This window comes from Winogradskyella sp. UBA3174 (assembly GCF_002364335.1).
Classification (GTDB): Bacteria; Bacteroidota; Bacteroidia; order Flavobacteriales; family Flavobacteriaceae; genus Winogradskyella.
Genome location: NZ_DEXW01000054.1, coordinates 12,333 through 35,561 on the forward strand (window position 1 = coordinate 12,333; position 23,229 = coordinate 35,561).

At 33.1% G+C, this 23,229-nt stretch carries 19 protein-coding genes; 2 read left to right on the forward strand and 17 right to left on the reverse strand.

Going from position 1 to position 23,229, the window contains the following annotated elements:
- Positions 1 to 2 precede the first annotated feature (2 nt).
- The 7 genes from B2U95_RS09890 to cyoE all read right to left on the reverse strand — a co-directional run bounded on the left by B2U95_RS09890 (position 3) and on the right by cyoE (position 5,104).
- Entirely contained in the window at positions 3 to 548 is a 546-nt protein-coding gene (locus tag B2U95_RS09890) for a DUF420 domain-containing protein (RefSeq protein ID WP_296315730.1), read from the reverse strand.
- Between the two features lie 2 nt (positions 549 to 550).
- Positions 551 to 1,306, reverse strand: a complete 756-nt coding sequence (locus B2U95_RS09895) for an SCO family protein (RefSeq protein WP_296315732.1) — start codon at positions 1,304 to 1,306, stop codon at positions 551 to 553.
- Positions 1,299 to 2,018: a hypothetical protein gene (locus B2U95_RS09900; RefSeq protein WP_296315735.1), complete on the reverse strand. Its 720-nt coding sequence runs from the start codon at positions 2,016 to 2,018 to the stop codon at positions 1,299 to 1,301. Before B2U95_RS09900 ends, B2U95_RS09895 begins: the two co-directional genes overlap by 8 nt.
- Before the next feature lie 93 nt (positions 2,019 to 2,111).
- Positions 2,112 to 2,558 carry a cytochrome C oxidase subunit IV family protein gene (locus B2U95_RS09905; protein ID WP_296315738.1) on the reverse strand — a complete coding sequence of 149 codons (447 nt, stop codon included), beginning with the start codon at positions 2,556 to 2,558 and terminating at the stop codon, positions 2,112 to 2,114.
- A 20-nt stretch (positions 2,559 to 2,578) separates the two neighbouring features.
- Positions 2,579 to 3,583, reverse strand: a complete 1,005-nt coding sequence (locus B2U95_RS09910; RefSeq protein WP_296315741.1) for a cytochrome c oxidase subunit 3 — start codon at positions 3,581 to 3,583, stop codon at positions 2,579 to 2,581.
- Between the two features lie 36 nt (positions 3,584 to 3,619).
- On the reverse strand, positions 3,620 to 4,210 hold the full coding sequence (locus B2U95_RS09915; protein ID WP_296315742.1) for a cytochrome c oxidase subunit 3: 591 nt from the start codon (positions 4,208 to 4,210) through the stop codon (positions 3,620 to 3,622).
- Positions 4,211 to 5,104, reverse strand: a complete 894-nt coding sequence (gene cyoE / locus B2U95_RS09920; RefSeq protein ID WP_296315743.1) for a heme o synthase — start codon at positions 5,102 to 5,104, stop codon at positions 4,211 to 4,213.
- A 481-nt stretch (positions 5,105 to 5,585) separates the two neighbouring features.
- Between cyoE and B2U95_RS09925 the strand changes: the two genes are divergently transcribed.
- Both B2U95_RS09925 and B2U95_RS09930 read left to right on the forward strand, forming a co-directional pair.
- Positions 5,586 to 5,759 (forward strand): hypothetical protein, encoded by a 174-nt coding sequence (locus B2U95_RS09925; protein ID WP_296315747.1) that lies wholly within the window; start codon positions 5,586 to 5,588, stop codon positions 5,757 to 5,759.
- Between the two features lie 197 nt (positions 5,760 to 5,956).
- Positions 5,957 to 6,088 carry a hypothetical protein gene (locus B2U95_RS09930; protein WP_296315749.1) on the forward strand — a complete coding sequence of 44 codons (132 nt, stop codon included), beginning with the start codon at positions 5,957 to 5,959 and terminating at the stop codon, positions 6,086 to 6,088.
- A gap of 93 nt (positions 6,089 to 6,181) precedes the next feature.
- On the opposite strand, the gene B2U95_RS09935 is transcribed toward B2U95_RS09930, so the two are convergent.
- The 10 genes from B2U95_RS09935 to ruvB all read right to left on the reverse strand — a co-directional run bounded on the left by B2U95_RS09935 (position 6,182) and on the right by ruvB (position 23,228).
- On the reverse strand, positions 6,182 to 8,287 hold the full coding sequence (locus B2U95_RS09935; protein WP_296315752.1) for a gliding motility protein RemB: 2,106 nt from the start codon (positions 8,285 to 8,287) through the stop codon (positions 6,182 to 6,184).
- Between the two features lie 109 nt (positions 8,288 to 8,396).
- A complete protein-coding gene (locus tag B2U95_RS09940) occupies positions 8,397 to 9,188 on the reverse strand; it encodes an energy transducer TonB (protein ID WP_296315755.1) in 792 nt (263 codons plus the stop codon).
- 113 nt (positions 9,189 to 9,301) lie between these two features.
- Complete coding sequence (locus B2U95_RS09945) at positions 9,302 to 10,030, reverse strand: energy transducer TonB (RefSeq protein WP_296315756.1); 729 nt, start codon at positions 10,028 to 10,030, stop codon at positions 9,302 to 9,304.
- 66 nt (positions 10,031 to 10,096) lie between these two features.
- Positions 10,097 to 10,408 carry a VanZ family protein gene (locus B2U95_RS09950; RefSeq protein WP_296315760.1) on the reverse strand — a complete coding sequence of 104 codons (312 nt, stop codon included), beginning with the start codon at positions 10,406 to 10,408 and terminating at the stop codon, positions 10,097 to 10,099.
- 43 nt (positions 10,409 to 10,451) lie between these two features.
- Complete coding sequence (gcvH, locus tag B2U95_RS09955) at positions 10,452 to 10,832, reverse strand: glycine cleavage system protein GcvH (RefSeq protein WP_296315765.1); 381 nt, start codon at positions 10,830 to 10,832, stop codon at positions 10,452 to 10,454.
- 60 nt (positions 10,833 to 10,892) lie between these two features.
- Positions 10,893 to 18,152 carry a cell surface protein SprA gene (sprA, locus tag B2U95_RS09960; RefSeq protein WP_339614609.1) on the reverse strand — a complete coding sequence of 2,420 codons (7,260 nt, stop codon included), beginning with the start codon at positions 18,150 to 18,152 and terminating at the stop codon, positions 10,893 to 10,895.
- Between the two features lie 5 nt (positions 18,153 to 18,157).
- Positions 18,158 to 18,739, reverse strand: coding sequence for a Holliday junction branch migration protein RuvA (gene ruvA / locus B2U95_RS09965; RefSeq protein ID WP_296315767.1), 582 nt, complete (start codon positions 18,737 to 18,739; stop codon positions 18,158 to 18,160).
- A 73-nt stretch (positions 18,740 to 18,812) separates the two neighbouring features.
- Positions 18,813 to 21,098 (reverse strand): NADP-dependent malic enzyme, encoded by a 2,286-nt coding sequence (locus B2U95_RS09970; protein ID WP_296315770.1) that lies wholly within the window; start codon positions 21,096 to 21,098, stop codon positions 18,813 to 18,815.
- 150 nt (positions 21,099 to 21,248) lie between these two features.
- Positions 21,249 to 22,175 (reverse strand): tRNA epoxyqueuosine(34) reductase QueG, encoded by a 927-nt coding sequence (queG, locus tag B2U95_RS09975; protein WP_296315773.1) that lies wholly within the window; start codon positions 22,173 to 22,175, stop codon positions 21,249 to 21,251.
- A 30-nt stretch (positions 22,176 to 22,205) separates the two neighbouring features.
- Positions 22,206 to 23,228 (reverse strand): Holliday junction branch migration DNA helicase RuvB, encoded by a 1,023-nt coding sequence (ruvB, locus tag B2U95_RS09980; protein ID WP_296315775.1) that lies wholly within the window; start codon positions 23,226 to 23,228, stop codon positions 22,206 to 22,208.
- Position 23,229 lies beyond the last annotated feature (1 nt).

Here is a 23,229-nt window from a genome sequence, read left to right on the forward strand (position 1 = left end):
ACTTAAATATAATATGGAGAAATCATAACATAAACGACGACCCCTGTTATTGCAACGTATAACCACATAGGAAATGTAATTTTAGCAATTTTTTTGTGACGCTCTATATTGTTAGTTATTGCTCTTACATAGGTTATTAATACGAAAGGAATAATAACAATAGACAATACTATGTGCGTAAATAGAATAAAATAATAGACGTATTTAATACTTCCTTCTCCACCAAATTTAGTAGAATCACTCGTCATGTGATAAGCTACATACATCACTAAGAAAAGCACAGAAAGGGTTATTGCAGACTTCATAAGTCTTTCATGTAGCTTTATATTTTTTTTCTTGATAGCAATAATAGCCGCGATTAACAGTATTGCTGTTAAGCCATTAGTGGTTGCATAAATTGGTGGCAGGAAACTTAAAGGCTCTACTTCTATACCAAAGTCTTGAAGTTTAACTCTAGATAGAACAGCGACCACCAAAGGAATTATTATCGCTAGAGCAATAATCCACTTATTATATATTTTTTCTTTTTCTAAATCGATAGTATTCATAATTACTCTTTCAATAGTTTAGCAATATCTTCTTTTAAAATTGTGATTTCTTGTACATACCCATCTTCATCTTCACCGTCAGCCTCAGGAACAAAACCTCTATAAAAAATCTTTGGGTTTCCAAAATCATCTTTTCTTGAACGTACAAAACCCTCTTTGTCTATTAAGGCAAAATCTCCAGAATGCTCAAACCCAAATTCATCTTGGGTGTCCCCAACAAAAATGTTAAATCCAATATTTGCTAATTTAAAAATCTCGTCACGGTCACCAGTCATTAAATTCCAGTGCGGATTTGTAACACCATAGTTTTCTGCATATTCTTTTAATACTTCTTGAGTGTCTACCTTAGGCATAATAGAAAATGACGCAACTCCAAAATCATCAAAATCTGTAAATTGGTTCTGAATTTCTACTAAATTTCGGTTCATTGGAGCACAAATTGTTGGGCATGTTGTAAAAAAGAACTCTACAACATAAACTTTACCCAAATAATCTTCATTTGTGATCATTTTCCCATCTTGATTTATAAAACTAAACGTTGGTACTTTTTTAGGTGTCCCATTAATTTCGATATAAGCTAAATCACTTTTATTTGTTTGTTTTGATGTTTTAGCGGTAGAAACATCTTCGCTTCTACTTCCGTCTCTAGTTACATCTCCACTATTAAAACGGTCTATAATTTTAGGAACAAAAATAATTCCGAATATTAGAATTATGAATGTAATACCTACGTACGAATAACTTGTTTTTTTACTCATCTGTTTGTTTTAAATCTTTATCTCTTCTTGTATTTGAATCCTCAAATTTTCCTTTTCGTTTTTGACGGTATTCAGTAAAAAGAATACGTATATCATCGCTCATCATATTTTTAATCTCGGCGACTTCAATCATATCGTACGAATAAACGCTAAAAGCAGGTTTATTATCCTCTACTTGCTTCTCATCTCTACCATCTAGTCTTCCACGTTGGTTTAAATCTTTATCTATTATAAATACATTATCTGTGGACAGATCTTCGTTTAACGGACTCTTAAATTTGAGGTTATTATAAAGTATCTTAATTTTTGCTTCTGTTCCAAAAGCATAGTGCCAAAATCTTAAATCTTCGTATGTGTTTATTTCTTTTTTAAGCTCTTTTACATCATCTTCTGTACCTTCTGGAACGACAATAACAATCTGAAATTTTTTAAAACCCTTAAACTTATCATAGACTAACTCTTTAAGGTTAGAAGCTGCTATAGACTTTTTTAATGGTGATTTTCCTAAGAATCCTAAAACAGTAATGTTGTCTTTTAAGAAAACAGAATCCGCTCTGTCTGTGTAGAAATATTCCATATCAGAGACGTTTTCATTAACAACATCTAAAGGGTCATAATTATGTTTGGCAGGATAAAGCATTAATAAAAAAGCAACAGGTAAGAAGAATAAAATACCCAATACTATGTTACGTTTTACTTTGCTTATTTTCATAATGCAAAAATAATAAAAGGTGGTTTAGAAAAACCACCTTTTATTATTTTTTAACACTAAGACTATACTCAGTGTAAACTATATATAATAAGTCTAAAAATCTCGTTTGATTAATGCATCTTCAGAATTGTATACACCAAAGACATAACCACCTTCTTGTAATAGGATAAACATTAAATAACAAATAAGGAATACAGCTGTCCAAACTACCATTTTTCTCATACTACCAGTCTCATCTCGCATGTGCATAAAGTCCCATGTGATATAATAGGCCTTAACAATCGTTAATACTATAAAGATTAAGTTTAAGCTCTTCATATATATAATTGGAGACAATATGATATTACCTATCATAGCAAGGAATCCACCTTCAAAAGGATCTATTAACGGAGACATTAAAATGTCTGGCTTATATATACCTAATACCACCTCTACAGCAGTGAGTACAGTAAGGAAAAACAAGACACCCCAAATTTTCTGTGTGTTAGACTTAAATTTCCAAAGCCCTCTAAATATTTCTAATTTATGTTCGTGCGCCATAACGTAATCTTAATTTCTTTTTAAACTAAATAGAAGAATGTAAATACAAATACCCATACTAAATCTACAAAGTGCCAGTATAGACCAACTTTTTCGACCATCTCATAACTCCCTCTTCTTTCATAAGTTCCGAGAATAACATTAAAGAATATAATAATATTAATTACTACACCAGAGAACACGTGGAATCCGTGAAAGCCAGTTATAAAAAAGAAGAAATCACCGAATAATGCTGTTCCATATTCGTTAACTTTAAGATTAGCTCCTTTGACAACAAGCTTACCATTATTCTTTATTTGTTTTAACGACTCTTCTCTAGATAGTACTGTTTTCTCACCTTCTTCATTAATAATTTGATTTCTCACCAAAATATTAGGATTGGCAGCTAAGCCATCATATATCTCATTTACAGAATAAGGAGGCAACGATTCTTCAGTCACAAACCAAAGACCATTTTTACGCTCATGCTGTACACGTTCTGTGTGTTGTAGTACTGCAAAATCATCTATAGAAATACGCTTAAACTTCTCTTCTCCGTCTTCGGTAATATACTCTCCAAATTGAAGAATATTACCGCCCTTAGTCTGAACAGCTCCATATTCTCCTTGAATAAATGTTGCCCATTCCCAAGCTTGTGAGCCGACGAAAGTAGCTCCAAAAATAATAGTAAGAAACATATATATCGTAACCTTTCCTTTATTCATATGGTGACCTGCATCTACTGCTAACACCATAGTTACAGAAGATATTATAAGAATAAAAGTCATAAATGCAACATAGATCATTGGTCTATCCACACCGTCATGAATAAATGGTAAGTGTGTAAACACTTCATCTGCAATTGGCCATTCATTTATAAACTTGAATCTTGAAAAACCATAAGCGGCCAAGAAACCTGAAAATGTCAATGCATCTGATACAATGAAGAACCACATCATCATTTTACCATAACTTGCCTTTAGAGGTTTATTGCCACCTCCCCAAGTTTTACCTTCTGTACCAGTACTAGCTACTGTAGAATCCATAGAATTTATTTAAATTTTAAGATTTGACAAAAATAATCAATTTATATATCTAAAAAAATATAAAAATAAAAAGAGAGCGACCCATAGTATATCTATAAAATGCCAAAAATTCGCCGCCAGTTCCAAACCCAACATATTGTTGGAGTTATACTTTTGTTTAAAATGATTATAAATTACAACAATCAATGATATAAGTCCAGCAATGACATGCGCTATATGCAACATTGCGATTAAATATATAAATGAAATTGTAACATTACTTGTTGGGCCGGTAAAATTATAACCATCATTTATAATTTGACTAAAGCCACTAAACTGGTTGTATATAAAACCAATTCCTAATACCAAAGTAACCATTAACCATAGCGTTACCATTTGTCTATTATTCTGGGTTAAGGCTTTTTTAGCCAAAATAAAAGTTAAGCTACTTAGTATAATAACAACGACACTAATCAAAAATGCATTTGGTAATTGAAAATCATTTAACCAATCTTCTCGTTTACTGCTTACTATAAAGGCACTAGTTAAACCCGCAAAAGACATAATTAATGAGCCAATACCAAACCATAGCATCATCTTCTTAGATCTTGCTCTTTTCTCTTGTTGTGTTCCTTGTGTTAAATCCATCTATCTCAAAAATTTATCAACTACATATATTATTTGTAACATGGTAATGTAAAAAACGCTGGAGAGCATTAACTGTTTAGCTACTTTTACCGTGCGTTCTCTAAATAACTTAAAAGCATAAAACAGCATCACCAAACCGAGCATAAATACTAGAATAGCTCCAACCACAGACAATTTTAGATCACCTGTAAAACCTAAAACTGGTATTATAGATGCAATAATTGTCCAAACACTATACATTATAATTTGTACGGCTGTACCTTTATCTGGCTTACCTGTTGGTAACATAAAAAAACCACCTTTTTTATAATCTTCATGCAAAAACCAACCTATTGCCCAAAAGTGAGGAAACTGCCAAAAAAACTGAATAGCAAACAAAGTACCTGGTTCAATACCAAAATCATTTCGTGCTGCTACCCAACCTAACATAAAAGGAATAGCACCTGGTAATGCACCAACAAATACAGCTAATGATGTTTTTGTTTTTAAGGGTGTGTAAACACTTGTATAAAGAAATATAGAAATCGCACCATACATCGCTGTTTTAGGATTAATTATATATAGAGTAATTAAACCTGCAACAGTAAATGACGTCGCAATTATAAAAGCCGAATTAACAGTCATTCTACCAGCTGGTATGGGTCTGTTCTTTGTTCTATCCATAAGCGCATCTAAATCGCGCTCAATGATTTGGTTGTAAGCATTAGATGCACCAACCATAAAATAGCCACCAAAAGCTAACAATATTAATGTCGTAAAATTTATAGTTTCTGCTCCAAGTAGATAACCTGCTATTGCAGAAAACACAACACTAATGGATAATCCCATTTTTGTGATTTCTTTAAAATCAGTAATTGCAGAAGCCTTTGATATCGAAGATTTTGTACTACTCAAAAGTGCTGTTTTAATTCTATTCTTAGCGATTGCAAAGATAGTCTGAAAATTGATTATAGACAACGTTAAATCTTAGTTTTATTCTATTAAGAATGGAGATCGCTACGCTATTAGAATTAAGAAACAGGACTTATGCTATGAAAACATATTAGTTTGTGATTTTTATTTTAAAATGTTAAATATATTAGGCTCGTAAATTTCTGTAAGTTTACTTGTTTTTATAAGACCAAAAGCAGCCAAAACTTCGCCACAAGAACTGTTTATCTAATTTCGATTCTCTTAATTATTTATTTTAACTTCAACACATGTACAGCGGTTTGACAATGTTGAAATAAAAACAACTAAACTATCAAATCATACTTACATACTTGAAGGCGTAGGTGGTAATATTGGAGTTTCTGTTGGTGATGATTAGTTTGCTCCTTTATCTAAAAAAAATCTAATTGCAATAGAAACACTAAGCGATAAACCTTTAAAATTTTTGGTTAGTACTCATTTTCATGGAGATCATTCTGGCGGAAATGAAAATATGACTAAAGCTGGTGCAATTATTATTGCACATGATAAGGTGAAAAACGTCTTGAAGCAGTACAACGCGATGGAAGCTTTAAAGCAAAACAAGCAGTACCTGTTATTACATTTAATAATAAATTAAATATTACTATAGACGGAGAAGGCATAACTATATTTCATGTCGCTAATACACAAACAGATGGTGATGCATTATTATATTTTACAGAAAGTAACGTTCTTCATATTGGTGACACTTACTTTAATGGTCGCTACCCATATATAGATTTAAATTCTGTCGGAAGTTTTAATGGTTATATCGATGTGGCAAAACGTGGTCTAATGGTTATTGACAACGATACTAAGATCATTATTGGTCATGGCAAGCTTTCTAATATAGAAGAATACAAAAACTTTTTAAGTAAGCTTGAAACACGAAGAACTAACATTCAAAAGGCAATTGATAATAGTTAAGTCCAAAGAAGTAGCTAAACTAGATTCTAGTCTAATAAATACATGATGATTTAGGTTATGGTACTGGTTTTATAAGGGCTTAAAAGGATAAGACTAAAAATCATTATACCAATTAAACAAATCTGTCCGCAATCCAATACTAAACCAAAGCGTATTAGAATGCATAGTGGAAGCAGTGACAGCTTCTGGATTAAAATCTCTATAAATAATATTTGTAAATAACTTAAGGTTAGTTGTTGGATTCAGTAAATAACCTGCTTGTATTTCCGTCATAAAACTAGTGGTTTTATTTCCCTGTCCTATGGTAACACCTGTATCTAAAGGTCTGTTATTCTCAGTACTGTAAATATCCCCACCATAAGCAAAACTATCCTCTGGAGTATTGAAATCTAAGCCGCGTTCACCGATAATTACCTTCCCATCTGCAAACCAACGCTTATAATTATATCTTCCTATTAAAACTAATTCTCTGAAATTAGAGCCCCAAAGATGCGCCATTGGTTGGTTGAAATGTGCATAATTAAGAATAATAGAATTATGAGAATAGGTGTATGGTCGTACTTGGTTATATTCCGCTTGTAATAGCAAATTATCAACTTTAAAAGCATCAAAATATTTAACACCTAATTGATAACCAAACTTATTTTTCCAGCTTTTATTTCCACCAGTAATATCACTCAAAGAAAACTCATCTAAAATGAATTGACCGTATAGGTTAACTTTATTATTCCATTTGTATTTAGAACTCAATCCTAAGATAGCATTACCTGCATCTTGACCCGTTTGAAACTCAATAGCTCTAAAAAATATTACAGGATTTAGATAATTAACATCAAAACCTCTTCCGTTTGTATCTGCCCACATTACAGATTCAAATAATCCTATATTAAGGCGCTTAGAGACATTCCAACTTAAGTAATGATTAGCCATATACTTTGGTAAAAATGCACCACCTTCAACAACTTCATCTCTTACATCGCGTAACCACATCCAAGTACTGGTGTATTTTATTTTCCAAAAGGTGGCACTTAATTTTAAGAACGGATGCGGACTTGCGACATCACTTTGTAGTAATGAACGGTATCCATCACCAATAAAGTTTTTACCATGTCCGAACTGAATATTTAAAAAATCTGCTGGTGTGTAAGATAAATAGGCTTCAGCTACAGGGTAATCGTAAGAGTTATCCTTAAAACGCTTAGCAATTCCTCTTCCAGGAATAATTGCAGGATCGGGACCAAATGCTTTTAAGCCTTCAGCAAACTGATTAAAATATTGTGCAAAACGTCCTTGACTTTCATAAACTGATGCCGTTACATTTAAACGTTTTCCGAAACCTGCTTGTATAAAAACACCACGTGTATTATTCCAAGTTGTATTAAAATCTGCTTCGGTATCTCTTCCCACTTGTAAATCTAAAATAGGATCTACTGTAAACCAATAATCTTCTGCTTGTACCTGTACCAAGTGTTCATTGTAAAGCTTTCTTCCAATCCAAGAGCTGGTTTCCTTTGCTAAACTTTCTTTTTCTGCTGCGATATCATAGTATTTCTTAACATCGTTATATATAAAGGGTTTTGCTGCTGTATGGCTGTTAGCACCTATGACATTCATTTCTCCATCAAACCTTGCATAATATGAATGTGTAAAAGGTATATTTAATTGACTCGAATATTCCTTATTATCGTAAGGCTTGAGATTCTTGTTGATATCATCAAACTCATTAGATAGTATAGTATTTAGACTATCTATTTCCAAAACAACTACTTCTTCTTTCTTTTTTTCTTTTAAAGTTGGCTCTGTTAATGGTATTGCTATTGTAATATTATATTGAACAAAAATTGGCCGACTATTATACGTTGCTGGTTGTATTTTTGGCAATTCATTAAATACACGTCTCGTTTCTTCTTTTAACTCTTCGTAAATCGCATCTATGAAAATTACTTTGAATTTACCTTCTGTGTCAACCTCAAACAAAACCTGTACATCACCAGTGTAAGAGTTCTCAGTTACAATACTTGGTGTTTTAAAGTTGATGTAAACAAAGTTGTTTAGAGTAAAATTAAAGCAAGCTCTAAGTTCTTCTACAGCTTTTGATTCGCACTCATCAAATACAGGTGGCTTTTCGTATGTAGATATAGTTTGAGCATTTAAAAGCGAAGCCAGTAATACTGTAAAAGAAAGAAGTAAATACCTCATAAATAAACAATAATTTGATGTTTGAAAGATACTTATTTTTTTTAGTAACCTTAAAAACAAAAAACCGTTATTAAAGAATAACGGTTTCGTTTAAACTAAAGCGTAAATTTTAATCTCTAACCATAAAACGGATAGGCAACGTGTAAATAACACCAACTGGAGTATTACGCTGTAAGCCTGGCTGCATGTTTGGAATCTTATTAATAACGCGCTTTGCCTCTTTCTCTAAAGCTGGGTGCGGAGCTCTTGTTCTTATATCTATAACATTACCAAACTTATCTATTGTAAATTGTATTTGTATAGTTTGAATACCTGAAAGACCATTCTCTTCTGCGATATCACCGTTAAACTTTCTACTTACCAGTTTACTAATTTTATCGGACATACACTTTCTGCGCTTTTCATTGGTGTCGTATTTTTCGCAACCTGGATACACTGGTACTTTTTCGATATGCCTAAAAGGAACTATAATATCCTCTGTCGGCTCCTTAAAATCTGGTATATCACCAATAGCTACTGGCTCTGACTGTGCCTTTGGAGCATCTGGTGTATTTATAATCTTTTCAATAATCTGAGTATCATTAAGAACTACCATAAAGATATCTTTTAAGTCTGTACTTGGTAATGGCTCAGGCTCTTTAGGTTTAATAACCTCAGCAATAAAAGGTTTTACATAATCAAGAGTAATAGTCTCATTTGTTGCCGTGTCATAATCAATAACAATATTTTGATCTTGAAACTGCATTTCAAAGAGTGCATAAGTGCCCAATAAACAAAGTATCAACCCTATTTGGAAGTATAGAGTTGAGTTTTTTTGTAAATTTGCATCATGCTTGTGTGATTTCTTTACTTCAGTAGTGCTCTGACCAGCACTACCAAAGTTATTTTTTGAATTTTTCATAATACTTATTATTTACATGTTAATATTATGATAAAGTCACAATAAGCGTACCAAAACAAAAATCCCGTCCAATTAATTTGGAACGGGATTTTTAATATTATAAAAAAGTATGCTTAGTCTTGTACTTGAAATACTATTGGTAAAGAATAAGGGACAATAACTGATTTACCTCTTTGTCTACCTGGTTTCATTTTTGGCAATAAACCAATAACACGTTTAGCTTCTTTCTCTAAACCTGGATGTGGTCCTCTGGCGCCAATACCAACTACATTTCCGTTTTTATCAATTTTAAATGAAACAAAAATCCTTTTTTTACCCGCACCCAATCCAAGATCACTTGCTAAGTCTACATTAAACTTCTTGTTTACGAATTTTTTCACCTTTTCGGACATACATTTTTTCTTCGCTGCATTACCTTTTTTGTTTTCACAACCAGGAAAAACAGGCACATTTTCAATTACAGAAAATGGAACTTCTATATCCTCGTCTACCTCTTCAACAACTACTTCTTCAACTTCAACAATTTCAGTATCCATTTCAGTCTCAGTAGACTCAATAACTGTCTCTTCTACTTCTTCTTCATCTTCAACGACTTCAATAATTTCTGGAGCAGGTGGTGGTGGTGGTGGTGGTGGTGGTGGTGTAACAAGTTGTTCTGTAATAGGCACTTCTTCTTCTAATTCGTCATCTAAATTAAGAGAATCTAAAGCGATATCACTTTTATCGTAAGTCTTATAATTTATTGTCATGTAAGTAATACCTAACATTAAAGCAAGACCTACAGCAAAAAATAGCGAACTATTGCGGCTCACGTCAGATTTAGTATTCTTTTTCGGTTCCATAGTATTATTATTAATTATAACATTGCTAATTTAACTAATAAATAGCAAAAAAAACAAGGCTTTGAGTTATTTTAACTTATAGATGTATAATCTAACTGCAATTAATGTACCAATAAGCACACCTACACAATTTGCTAATATATCTAATACATCAAACGTTCTGTTAGAGTTAAGTTGGTGTTGTAGTATTTCAATTACTAAACCAAAAAATACAGTACTCACTATAACACTAAGAATTATATGCGGTTTATTAGACGACTTAAAATAAGTCATCCAAAGAAAAGCTAAAATTGAATAGGCAAGTACATGATAAATTTTATCATCATGGCCAGAACCTATCTTAGGTACATTATACAAATTAATAAAACTAACTATCATCAGAGTTATGCTGTAGACTATTGAAGCTAGTAACAGTAATTTTTTAACCACTAATTAGCGCTTTGTAATCGTCTGCTGAAAGTAATTCTTCTACTTGAGTAGCATCTGAAAACTTCATTTTTATCATCCAACCTTCTCCATAAGGGTCTGTGTTCACTTTTTCTGGCTCGTCTTCTAGACTTTCATTAAATGCTATAATCTCGCCAGATAGTGGTAAAAATAAATCTGAAACTGTTTTTACGGCTTCAACTGTACCAAACACTTCTTCTATATCTAGTGTTTCGTCTACTGTTTCTACTTCTACATAAACGATGTCACCAAGCTCACCTTGTGCAAAATCAGTAATTCCTACGATGGCAGTATCACCCTCAATTTTGATCCATTCGTGATCTTTTGTGTACTTTAATTCTGATGGTATATTCATTATTATTTGTATATAATATTAAAGAAACAAATGTATATTTTTAATTGTAGGTTTTCAAAATTAATTACCAAAATTATAGCGTATGGTAATTCCAGATCGAAGAGAGGTTTGTGGGAATGATGTAGAAATAGCAAAATCCGAGAAGGTATAGTCAAAATAGAAAATAGCTGTTAGGTTTTTACTAAATGCATAATCGGCAGTATACTTTAATCCCCAAATAGTTTGACCTGCTGTAATTTGATTATTCTCTAAATCTAAGTATCTTATGATTGTTTTATTATCTCTAACAGAAATATCAGCACGCATATTTAAATCACTCTTTATAGTTTGCTTTGGGCCTGCTAATTTTGCATTTATTTTTAAGTCTTTTACACGATAACCTAATCCTAAAGTATATTCTCGCCCTTGTACTTCTGTCATTAAATTATTATCAAAACTTAAAGACAATAAACGATCTGTTTTAATTTCTGCTAATACTTTAATTGAGTTTTTCATTTCAAAGTCTAATCTAATTAAGGGACTAAACTGCTCTTCTAAGTTAATGTTACTGTAAAGTGTTCCGTTTTTAAAGTTTCCTGATTGGTCTAATGCATCATCTGGTTGGTCATCATATTCTTGACCTCTATTTGCTGGTGCAAAATCTAAATTTGTTCTAAATTGATTAATCGTATATCTAGATCTGTAACCATGTTGTATAGAGAAACGTCTAAAGGTTTTCTTAAACCATGGTATCTTCATTAAACCTGTATATTTTAATTGCCAATTAGGGATAGGTATATCTCTAAAAGCACTATTAGTTTCTACTTTATCTGGGTTAGAGCCTTCATAAGCAGATAAAAATGCTGGCACTAATACACGTTGACTATTTTTTCCGAAACCAAGCGGATACCCTTCTGTATCTGTAGCAAAGGTAGTCGTTCCATAAAATTCTGTAGCAAGTCGGTTAGCGACAATTAATCGGTTAGCTCTAAAATCATCAAAAGGCACAGATTGATTTTCGTCACTTTTACTAAAGGCTGTCCTTATTAATGATGTTGAAATATTGAAATTTCCAAACGCATTTGGAGTTAGTGACACATAAGTAGACTCACTTCCTGTATTGTCTACTCTAAAATTCTCACTAAAACTTTCTGCAAACGTCCTATTACCTTGAAGATCTATTTTTAAATCTCGTAAAGGCTCAATATTTACAGAATAGTCTAAGGTCGTGTTCTTAACCTCAGTATATTGTTGATTAAAATCTTGAAAATCAGTTAACCATCCGTTTCTAGCAGTTATATCTCTAATATCTCTCTGACTACCAAAGGTATAACCCAATGTTGGCCTTAAGGTTCCTACAAAACCAGGTGTTGGTAAATAACCTGGAAGGAACGTACCATTGTTTTCAGTATAACCAAACTGAATACGTTTTACCATAGTTACAATATCTATAAACGTATTATAAGCTTTCTTCCCTGTACTAACTTTGTTTGGGTCGGTGGCACCTTTATCTGCAGCAGCAGGAGTTGGGCTTGGAGTTCTACTTTTAACCGTTTGTCTACTTCTTCCCCTATTTCTTTGATTACCTTTTCTAACCAATCCAATAGTCTTGTAAAAGGTCTCCATATTTAGAGTGGTGTTAATATTATGCGTATTTGAATTTTGAATTGAATGCCCTAAATCAAAAGTCTGACCATCTAATATTAAACCTTCATTAAGATCAGAACCCTTTTGCCATTGAAAAGAACCGTTATAAGCATAAGTTGTTCTTAAGAAACTTAATACAGGGATTTTATATAATGGTAATTCATAATTTACTTGAAGCTGTTGTGTCTGAAAGTTTGGATCTCCAAAGTCGAAAAAACCATCCCAAACATCTAATTCGGGATTTTGCCTCCCATTAATTCGATCGTCAATAAAGTAGTTTCTAACAATATTAGTATTTGCCGCTACAAAATTTAAGCTTAAATTATCTGTTAGGTTGTAGTTAATTGTATATTGAAAATCAAAAGTATAGTTTCTTCTAAATAATTCTTCAATACCAATATTGTCGCCACCTAATTCAACTTCTCTAAATTTCTGTTTACTAAATTGTCTGTTAATATCTGTATTTACAGAGAAGCTAGATGGTAATAAATTTAAATTAAAATCTTTTAAAATCTTCCAATATTTACCGGTAAATAAAGAATCGTTCTTTTTGAATGGCTCTATTTTAATTGGATTGAACACATAATTGTAATTAACACCAGCTCTTATATTTTGATCTAAAGCATTCTCAATTTCAAAATCTCTATGTTCAACTTTATTATAAGAATAGTTGAAGGTTAAATTTTCTACATCATAAAAGCGCGTCTTAGCATCTCCTGTTCTTTGTTTTTTTACGCCTATAAAATTGATGCTTTTTCGTTTTGTATAATTTTCGTTAACGTTTAATATAGAATCTTGATTAGTCGTATTATCTAGTTGGGTTTGCAACTCAATATCTTGATAAAACTCATCAAACTGAGGCGTTATTGTTTCTTCGCTTTGCGAATAATTAAATGGTATTTGAACTCCCCATTTCTTTGGCAGTAATTGTCCTAATTGTATGTTGGTAACAACATCATACTGTATAACATCTTCTCTGCTTCGCTCATTTGGAGATTGATCTATACCACCAAAACCCACTGTACTTCTTCTACCACTAGCACTAACATTAGCAAAATCTGCAATGTTTGTGTCCATGCTTAAAACAGCTGCCCAACCACCTTCATTATCTAAATCAGACATTCTTAATTCGTTATACCAAACTTCGCCACAAGCGGTTTGATTGGCAACAGACGATCCTGAATTTTTTAACCCAACCATTAATACTCTTATATCTCCAAAATTTGGATTCCCTTTTATACCTATACGTTGTTGTCTTGGACTTGCATTAATATCTGCAAATGGTAAATTAGGGTCTACTAATGGTGTGTCTATTAAAATACCATCTATAATATTATAAAACGTAGGGTTTAAACCTGTTAAAGATCCGCCCGAAATACCTCTAGATTTAATTTGTTGTAAATACTCTAACGGAATTTCTATTTCGTTTTCTAAAGGCCAAACCTCTCTTTCTGTTGGATTAGTTGTATTTGGTGAGACTTTTAATGGAATTTGAATTTCATAGAAGTTATCCGTAAAATCATTACCCATTCTAATAAAACCAATTAACTCCCCATCATCTAAGCCTTGATTGTCTGATGACTCAGCGTGCAAAAACATACGTAGTTTTTTGTACTGACGCATATCTACATTTACATTTTTAAATACACCACGAGAATCTGTAGCTTCTAAATTGCAGGTCTCAAGTACTAAAGATTGCTCGTTTTGTCTAATAATATTATTATTGTTATTTAGCTCTTCTCTTCTTACTCCTGGTGGAATTACATAAGTTTCACCATTTTCTTGCTCTCCAACAATAGCTACATTAAACTCTGCATCAGCACTATTATTTGCTGGGTCATTATCTAAATCTAACGTGTAACGTCTCCAGTCACTTCTTACTAAGTCTAAAGTTGCAAAACGCATTACTGTGTTTTCTGTAAACTGACTCAAAAATAAACGTGCAAATCGTACAGAACGAATATCTGTAATACCACCTATTGCAGTTGTTGGTTCATTTATTGGGATTCTAAACTGATACCACGTAATATCATTTCTTACATCACCATTAGGTAAGGTTACCTCTACATCTTCTTTTATATCGTAAATAAGTGGATTATTAATATTTAAAGTAGCTGGTGTAATATCTATTTCATATTCAAAATAACTATCAATGGTATTCATTGTGTTATCTCTATTTATATCTTCTACATCGGGTTGTGTTGTTGATCCTCTATTTGTATCTGTGAAGGCATCTGGTGTATTTCCTTGTTGGCCATTATAACGCTTATACCTTTCTAATATGTCACCATCTGTGTTTAAATAGAAACTATAATTATCTTTTGCCGGATCTTCAAATCCAGAGTAGGCAGCAGGAAATTGCAACTGCTCTTCAATATCATCATAACCATCATAACCAACATCTTGGTTTGCTCTCTCCGCTCCTGTAGTTCCGAATGTGTAGATGAGCGATTGATTCTGTGGCACAACACCTCCAAAAGCTGTAGGGTTTAACGTGGACACATCACCATCCTCTGGTAATCCGTTTTCATATTGCTTCTTGCCATCTTTTAAGACATCCTCCGAAATATTACCTAAATTAATTGATAATTTCCCACCTGTATTTGTTGGGTTATCTAAAAACGGATCTTGTACCCAAAATTCTATATACTCAACATTAGCTTGTTCAAAATCTGTAGAAGTAATTTGCCTAGTAATACCTGCCCAACTGTCGTTGGGGTTTAATGTATCATCAGTTGCTGTGGGGTCGAAATTATAAGGCCCTCGTTCTGCTGGGTAATAGGCTAAATCTAATGTGTTAATTACTGAAGCTTGTCCCTGTGCTATATCTTGTTCTGGAAATATCTCATCTATGAATATACGTCTGGTGTTTAAATCAGAAACATCGTCGTCAGTAATTCCGTCTGGTCTTTGGTTGCTATAAAATATAGGATCAATAGTATACCAGTTTAAAAATGCTCTACCATAACCGTTTTGTATACCAGGCCCACTGTTACCAGGAACATTACCAGGCAACACATCTGGTCTACTAGATAAAAACCAAGACAATGGACTTAATAGCTGTATAGCCCCTTGTGTTCCTTCAAAATCATCTATGTATGCTGTTGCTTCGTTATTAAAATCAGTACCCTTAGGTGCACCAGGTAATAAATAAGCAAATTCCCCTCTTACAGATAGGTTAGAAGGCACATCTGTGTCTATGTTTGGAAGTTTATTTACTAATCTAGTTAAAAACGGCACTTCAGTAGAATAATTACCATTAAAGCCAAAAATAGTATTGTTTATAGGCTCTGAATCAAAATTTGCTTTTTGAGTAATTGGGCGTTCATTAAGATTTAATAATGTGGCTCCTAAAACAAAATCCTCATTAAACTGATGTTCTATATTTACTCCTGTAAAACGTCTTGTTTGCTGACCGAATAATGCATTATTTTCTACATCTACGTTAATCGGCGTATTAGATGCTTTTAAAGCTTCATCTAAAATCTCAACTCGACCTGCAGCATAATTTACCGTATAATCAATGCCTTCTACTAAAAGCTGACCATTAGCAGTTACACGTACTGAACCTCTTGCTGCATTAAACGGAATTGGAATCCCTCCGCCTCCACTACTTTTAAAACGTCCTTTTATTTGAAATTTATTCTTTTCCGCTTCATCTAAAGCTTCTGTTTTTGTGGACTTATAAAGTAAATCATATACATACTTCTCTTGGTTAGGGTTAGAAAATGTATCCTGATCGTAATCCGCATCATTATTATTGGGATTATTATCATCATCTAAAACATCAAATAAATAACGCCCAAAAGGTTCTGCTTTTGTAAAAATAATTTTACCGTTTTGTGAAAGTACTGTGAGCCCATCAACATAATCAAAAAATCCATCACCACCTTCTTGTGGATCATTATTAAAATTAAGTCGATCTAAGTGGAATAATCTAATTAATGGTGTTTCATTTATTTGCGTATCATCACTAGCAAATGGTGTATTATTATCGAATACTGGAAACGTTGTACCTTCGACTGGTCTGATATAATTTAATGGTGAAGCCTCAGTATAAAAAATATTTAATCTAAAGTCTTCTTGACTCAATTGAAAAGCACCTGTGTCGTAGATATTTTTCATCATTAAATCCCATATTGGCTGATTTACTGCTGTAACAGCACTTTTTAACATTTTTAGAATTAAGCTATTATTAGAAATTACCTCATTCCCGTTTGCGCCTGTATCTACACCTGTTGCTTCTACACCATCATTAGCAAATTCACCTACCTGAAAAACCTGTCCACCAACTGTATACTGAAAGGCAACACCTAATACTTCATCGTTAAGCAACCTTTGGTTTAATGAAATATAACCCAATCTCGTATGTAAAAAGTAATCTCTTCCTTCTTCTAATTTTCTTGCAGCTTCTAGTTTACCATAATCAAAACCTTCATTAACTGGCACATTTACACCGTTCTCTACAACAGTTATATCTCTTACTAAGTCATTTAATAAAGAACCTGCTCCACCAATATTTGTTGGGTCAAAATCATTATTTCCGTTATCTGGTCTAGCGCCTGGATTATTCACAAAGCCAGCTGGTATTGGGTTTAAACCAATATCGTCTATTTCTGATTCCCCTAAATCCTGGAATGCAATTACATTACGAACGTTATCTGTTTGATTATTTCTATTTGTCACCCAAACTTCTACTCTTGTTATTTGAAGTCCTTGATTATCAATAAATGGATATTGTAGTAATGCATCATCGTAATCATCCCTAAAGTATTGCGCTAAGAAGAAGTGTCTGTTTTCATCGTAGTCTCTTGCAAAAAACTCAAACTCTTCTAAAGTACCTCCACCTTGCGCAACAACAGATCTAGATTGAGATTGTTGTTCTGAAAAAACAGCAGTAACTCTTGTTTTACCAAATTGTAATTCTGTCTTTACACCAAATAAACTTTGCGCACCAGAAATTAATGAACTATTAAGTGGCATATTCACATTACCAACTTCTATCTTACGAACAATATCATCTTCAGTTGGTGTGTACTCTAACTTTATAAGTTGCTGAAAGTCTAATGTTGCTTCAGTATCGTAATTAGCAGTTACCTGCAATCGCGTTCCTACTTTTCCTAAAAGTGCTAAACTAATTCTCTGGTCAAAGTCAAACGTGAAATTAGTTCTATTTTGAGGCGAAAATGAGGGGTTATCTTGTTTAGAAAATAAAACACCCAAATCTACTTCGGCTGAACCACTAGGGACAACATTAATAGTATTACCACCAAAAATAGTTTCAAATAAATCTGAATTGACAGTAAACTCTGGTAATAAATTTTTTCGCTCTTCTTCTAATCCGTCTTTTTGACCAGCCGCAGCATCGGCCATTTTTTTGTAATAATCTTTTAATCTTTCTTGTAATACTAGACGCTGAAATTCTTCTGATGTTAGGATTAATGGATAATTAATATTAAAACTACCTATTTTTTCTGTGTAGATATATCTGTCTAAAATAGGGTCGTACGTATATTTTGAAACGATACTATTCGGATTAGGCATCTTTAATTTACCAAATGCAAATGTTGTCTTTGTTGTATCTTGTTCTTGTTCTGTTTCTTGAGCTATAGCAATACCATTTACTAGCATAGCAAGAGCTAATATGCATAAAAAACGAAATAAGTTGAATTGGTTATCGTTAGTTTTATTCAATTGTATTATAAATTTTTTAGAGCTTCTTTAATAATTTGCTCTACAAAGGCTTCTGGCTGAACTTTTAAGATTCTATCTACGACTTTCTCTGATTGTTTTTTATTAAATCCTAAAACTTCTAAAGCAGATAACGCTTCATTTTTATGAGTATTGCTCGTTGATAAAGAAAGTTCGTCTATACCATAGACTTTTAACACTTTATCTTTTAAATCTAGAATAACACGCTGAGCCGTTTTTATACCAATGCCTTTAACACTTTGAATTAATGCTACATCTTCTCCTGCTATCCCTTCTTTCACCTGCTGCGGTGTTAATGAAGATAACATAGTACGCGCTGTATTTGTGCCAATACCACTAACAGAAATTAATAATCTAAAAATTTCTCGCTCTGTTTTAGTCGAAAACCCATAAAGACTTTGAGAATCTTCTCTAACTTGAAGGTGTGTATAAAGCTTTAAATTTTCCCTATCAGGAATTTGAGAATAGGTGTGCAGTGATATATTGATAAAATAGCCTACGCCATTACAATCTATTACAATGTCTGTTGGGGTTTTTTCAACAAGTTTCCCTTCTATGTGTGTAATCATGTATTTCTAATAGTTAGAGGCCCAAATGTAATAAAAATTTAACATTACATTATGATAATACATGAGTAAAAAATTACTTCTTCTGTTGTCGCTTTTCGCGTTCTTGAGCATCTACTACAGCAACGGTTACCATATTAACAATTTCATCAACGCTTGCTCCAAGTTGAAGAATATGAACTGGTTTATTCATTCCAATCATTATTGGCCCAATAGACTCTGCTTTATTCAATTCTTTTAGTAATTTATAGGTGATATTTGCAGTGTCTAAATTTGGAAATATGAGTGTATTTACTTTTCTACCTGCCAATTTAGAAAACGGAAATATATCTTGAAGCATTTTAGAATTTAACGCAAAATCAATCTGTAACTCTCCATCAACAATCATATCTGGATATGTCTTATGAAGATAAGCAACTGCGTCTCTCACTTTTTTTGCATTTGGATTATCTGAAGACCCAAAATTAGAATAAGATGTCATCGCAATTACAGGATCTATACCAAACATTTTAGTCACTTTAGACGTCATGTATGCTATTCTTGCCAAATCTTCTGCTGTCGGATCAATATTTATGGCTGTATCACTTAGAAACATAGGACCTCTTTGTGTCATCATAATATTAGTAGTTGCTATTCTGGTAACACCTTTTGCCATACCAATAAGTTCTAACATTGGTTTCACAACATTAGGGTAATTTGCAGAGTAGCCAGATATTAACGCATCTGCATCACCTTCATTGACCATCATTGCTGCAAAATAGTTACGTTCTCTCATTATTTTTTGAGCAGCATGTTTTGTAACACCTTTGCGCTTTTTTTGTTGCCAATACGCATCTGCATATACATTCTTTCGGTTTATTTCTTCATCAGATTTAGGATCTATAATTTCTATATCTTCATCAAAATCAAGCTCATCCATTAAAGACAAAATAGTCTCACGTCTTCCTAAAAGAATTGGAATTGCAATCCCTTCTTCATATGCAATTTGCGCTGCTTTAAGCACATCTAATTGATCTGCTTCTGCAAAAACAACACGCTTTGGATTATTTTTGGCTCTACCTAAAAGTAATCTTACCAGTTTATTATCAGACCCTAGACGTTCTAGTAATGAGTTTTTATAACGATCCCAATCTTCTATTGGTTCTTTAGCAACACCACTTTCCATAGCTGCTTTAGCTACTGCTGGAGGTACTTCTGCGATTAGTCTCGGGTCAAAAGGTTTAGGTATAATATAATCTCTACCAAATGTTAAACGGGTTTCTGCATAGGCAATATTTACTTGCTCTGGCACAGGCTCTTTAGCTAAATTAGATAAAGCTTTAACAGCAGCCATTTTCATTTCCTCATTAATTTTAGTAGCTCTTACATCTAACGCACCTCTGAATATAAATGGAAATCCAAGAACATTATTAACTTGATTAGGATGATCACTACGACCTGTTGCCATAATAATATCTTCCCTTGTATCTATAGCAAGTTGATAGCTGATTTCAGGAATGGGATTTGCCATTGCAAAAACTATAGGATTAGCAGCCATGCTTATTAACATATCTGGCATTACTATATTTGGTTGAGATAAGCCGATAAAAACATCTGCATCTTGCATTGCTTCACCTAAGGTGTCTATCTTTCTATCAGTAGCAAATTCAGCTTTTTGAGATGTTAACGTTTCTCTGTCGTTTCTTATAACCCCTTTACTGTCTAACATTACAATATTTTCGCGCTTAGCACCAAAAGCTTGGTATAAACGCGTACAAGATATTGCTGCAGCTCCGGCACCACTTACCACTATTTTTACACTGTCTATTTTCTTTTCAGCTAATTCTAATGCATTTAATAATGCTGCAGCAGATATAATTGCAGTACCATGCTGATCGTCGTGCATTACCGGAATATCTAATTCTTCCTTAAGACGACGTTCTATTTCAAAAGCTTCTGGAGCTTTTATGTCTTCAAGATTAATTCCTCCAAAGGTTGGTGCAATATTTTTCACAGTTTCAATAAACGCATCTACATCTTCAGTGTCTACTTCAATATCAAAAACATCGATATCTGCAAAAATTTTAAATAGCAACCCTTTTCCTTCCATTACTGGCTTAGAGGCTTCTGGCCCAATATTACCAAGACCTAAAACTGCTGTTCCATTAGAAATAACGGCTACTAAATTCCCTTTTGCTGTGTATTTGTAAACATTATTTATGTCTTTTGCGATTTCTAAGCATGGCTCAGCTACACCTGGTGAATATGCTAAAGATAAGTCGCGTTGCGAAGCATATTTTTTTGTTGGTACAACTTTTATCTTTCCTGGAGTTGGTTTAGCGTGGTATAATAAGGCTTCTAAACGTTTACTTTGCTTACTCATATTAAAAATGGATTAAGCTACAAAGATAAGAAATTGAATAGTTGATATAGGTACCAACTATCTTAAAAAATGAATACCAATATAGATATTTCTTTTCAATTTAAGCTTTAATTGTTTGCACCTGTTTTAGATGTAAAAGAATTTCCATATTTATTCTTTTAAAAACTTGATATTACGATCAAGTCCAGCAAATTTAGTCCGTTTTACAGCAGATTTTTTAAACACTTTTTTAAAGGTATCTTCTGTGATTTCTTCCCAGTCCTTTTTAGTCATATCTAATAACTCAGGATGTGGATTAAACAACGGTTCGTTATGCGATTTTGAGAATTTATTCCAAGGGCAAACATCTTGGCAGATGTCGCAGCCAAACACCCAATCATCCATTTTATCTTTAAATTCTGTGGGAATGTTTTCTTTTAATTCAATAGTAAAATATGAAATACATTTACTCCCATCTACCACATAAGGTTCTGTAATAGCCTCTGTTGGGCAAGCATCTATACAAGCAGTGCAAGTTCCGCAATGGTCTGTTGTTGCGTAATCGTATTCTAATTCTAAATCGATAATCAGTTCTGCAATAAAATAAAAAGATCCTATTTGTTGGGTCAATAAATTAGAGTGTTTACCTATCCAACCTAAGCCAGATTTTGCCGCCCAAGCTTTATCTAAAACCGGTGCTGAATCTACAAATGCACGTCCATGAACTTCTCCTATTTCATCTTTGATAAAATAGAGTAGTGATTTTAATTTATCTTTTATTACAAAATGATAGTCTGTACCATATGCATATTTAGAAAGTTTATAAGAATCTTCGTTCTGTATTTCTGACGGATAGTAATTTAGTAATAAGGAAACCACACTTTTAGAGCCATCAACTAATAGCGTTGGGTCTAATCGTTTATCGAAATGGTTTTCCATATAACGCATTTCACCATGCGCATTATTTTTAAGCCATTTTTCTAGTCGTGGTGCTTCTTCTTCTAAAAAGCCAGCCTTACTAATACCACATGATAAAAAACCGAGGCGCTTAGCTTCGGTCTTAATTAAATTTGTATATCTTATTTTGTTGTCTATCACAATAAAAGAGATTCAGAATAACAATTCATATTAAAACAAACCTCCTTGATTAGGTCCTTTTATTTTCCCTAAATGCTTATAGGCTTGCTCAGTAACTTCTCTACCTCGCGGAGTACGCATGATAAAACCTTGTTGAATCAAAAATGGTTCGTATACCTCTTCAATAGTTTCTGTACTTTCACTTACTGCTGTTGCAATAGTACTGATACCGACTGGTCCGCCTTTAAACTTTTCGATAATAGTAGTTAAAATCTTATTATCCATTTCATCCAAGCCATAAGCATCTACGTTAAGTGCTTTGAGCGCAAATCTTGTAATTTTAATATCTATATTACCGTCTCCTTTAATCTGTGCAAAATCTCTTACGCGTCTCAATAAAGCATTTGCAATCCTAGGTGTTCCTCTACTACGACCAGCAATTTCTATTGCTGCTTCCATGCTTATTGGCATATTTAAAATAGAGGCACTTCTCTGAACTATTGTTGTTAATAATTCGGTCTTATAATATTGTAAACGACTTTGAATACCAAATCGAGCACGCATTGGAGCAGTAAGTAAACCTGAACGCGTTGTGGCACCAATTAATGTGAAAGGGTTTAAATTGATTTGAACCGTCCTAGCATTTGGGCCAGACTCAATCATAATATCAATTTTATAATCTTCCATCGCTGAGTATAAATACTCTTCTACAATAGGACTTAAACGGTGTATCTCGTCAATAAAAAGCACATCGCGCTCGTCGAGATTGGTAAGTAAACCAGCTAAGTCTCCAGGCTTATCTAATACAGGCCCAGATGTGACTTTAATGCCAACCTCTAACTCATTAGCCAATATGTGCGCTAGCGTAGTCTTTCCTAACCCAGGAGGGCCATGAAATAATGTATGGTCTAAAGCTTCTTCTCTAAGATTTGCAGCTTGCACAAAAACAAGTAAATTTTCTAATACCTGATCTTGACCTGTAAAGTCATCAAAAGTTAATGGTCTTAACTTCTTTTCGACATCAAGTTCTTCTGGAGTAAAGTTATCGTTAGATGGGTCTAGGTTTTCATTCATA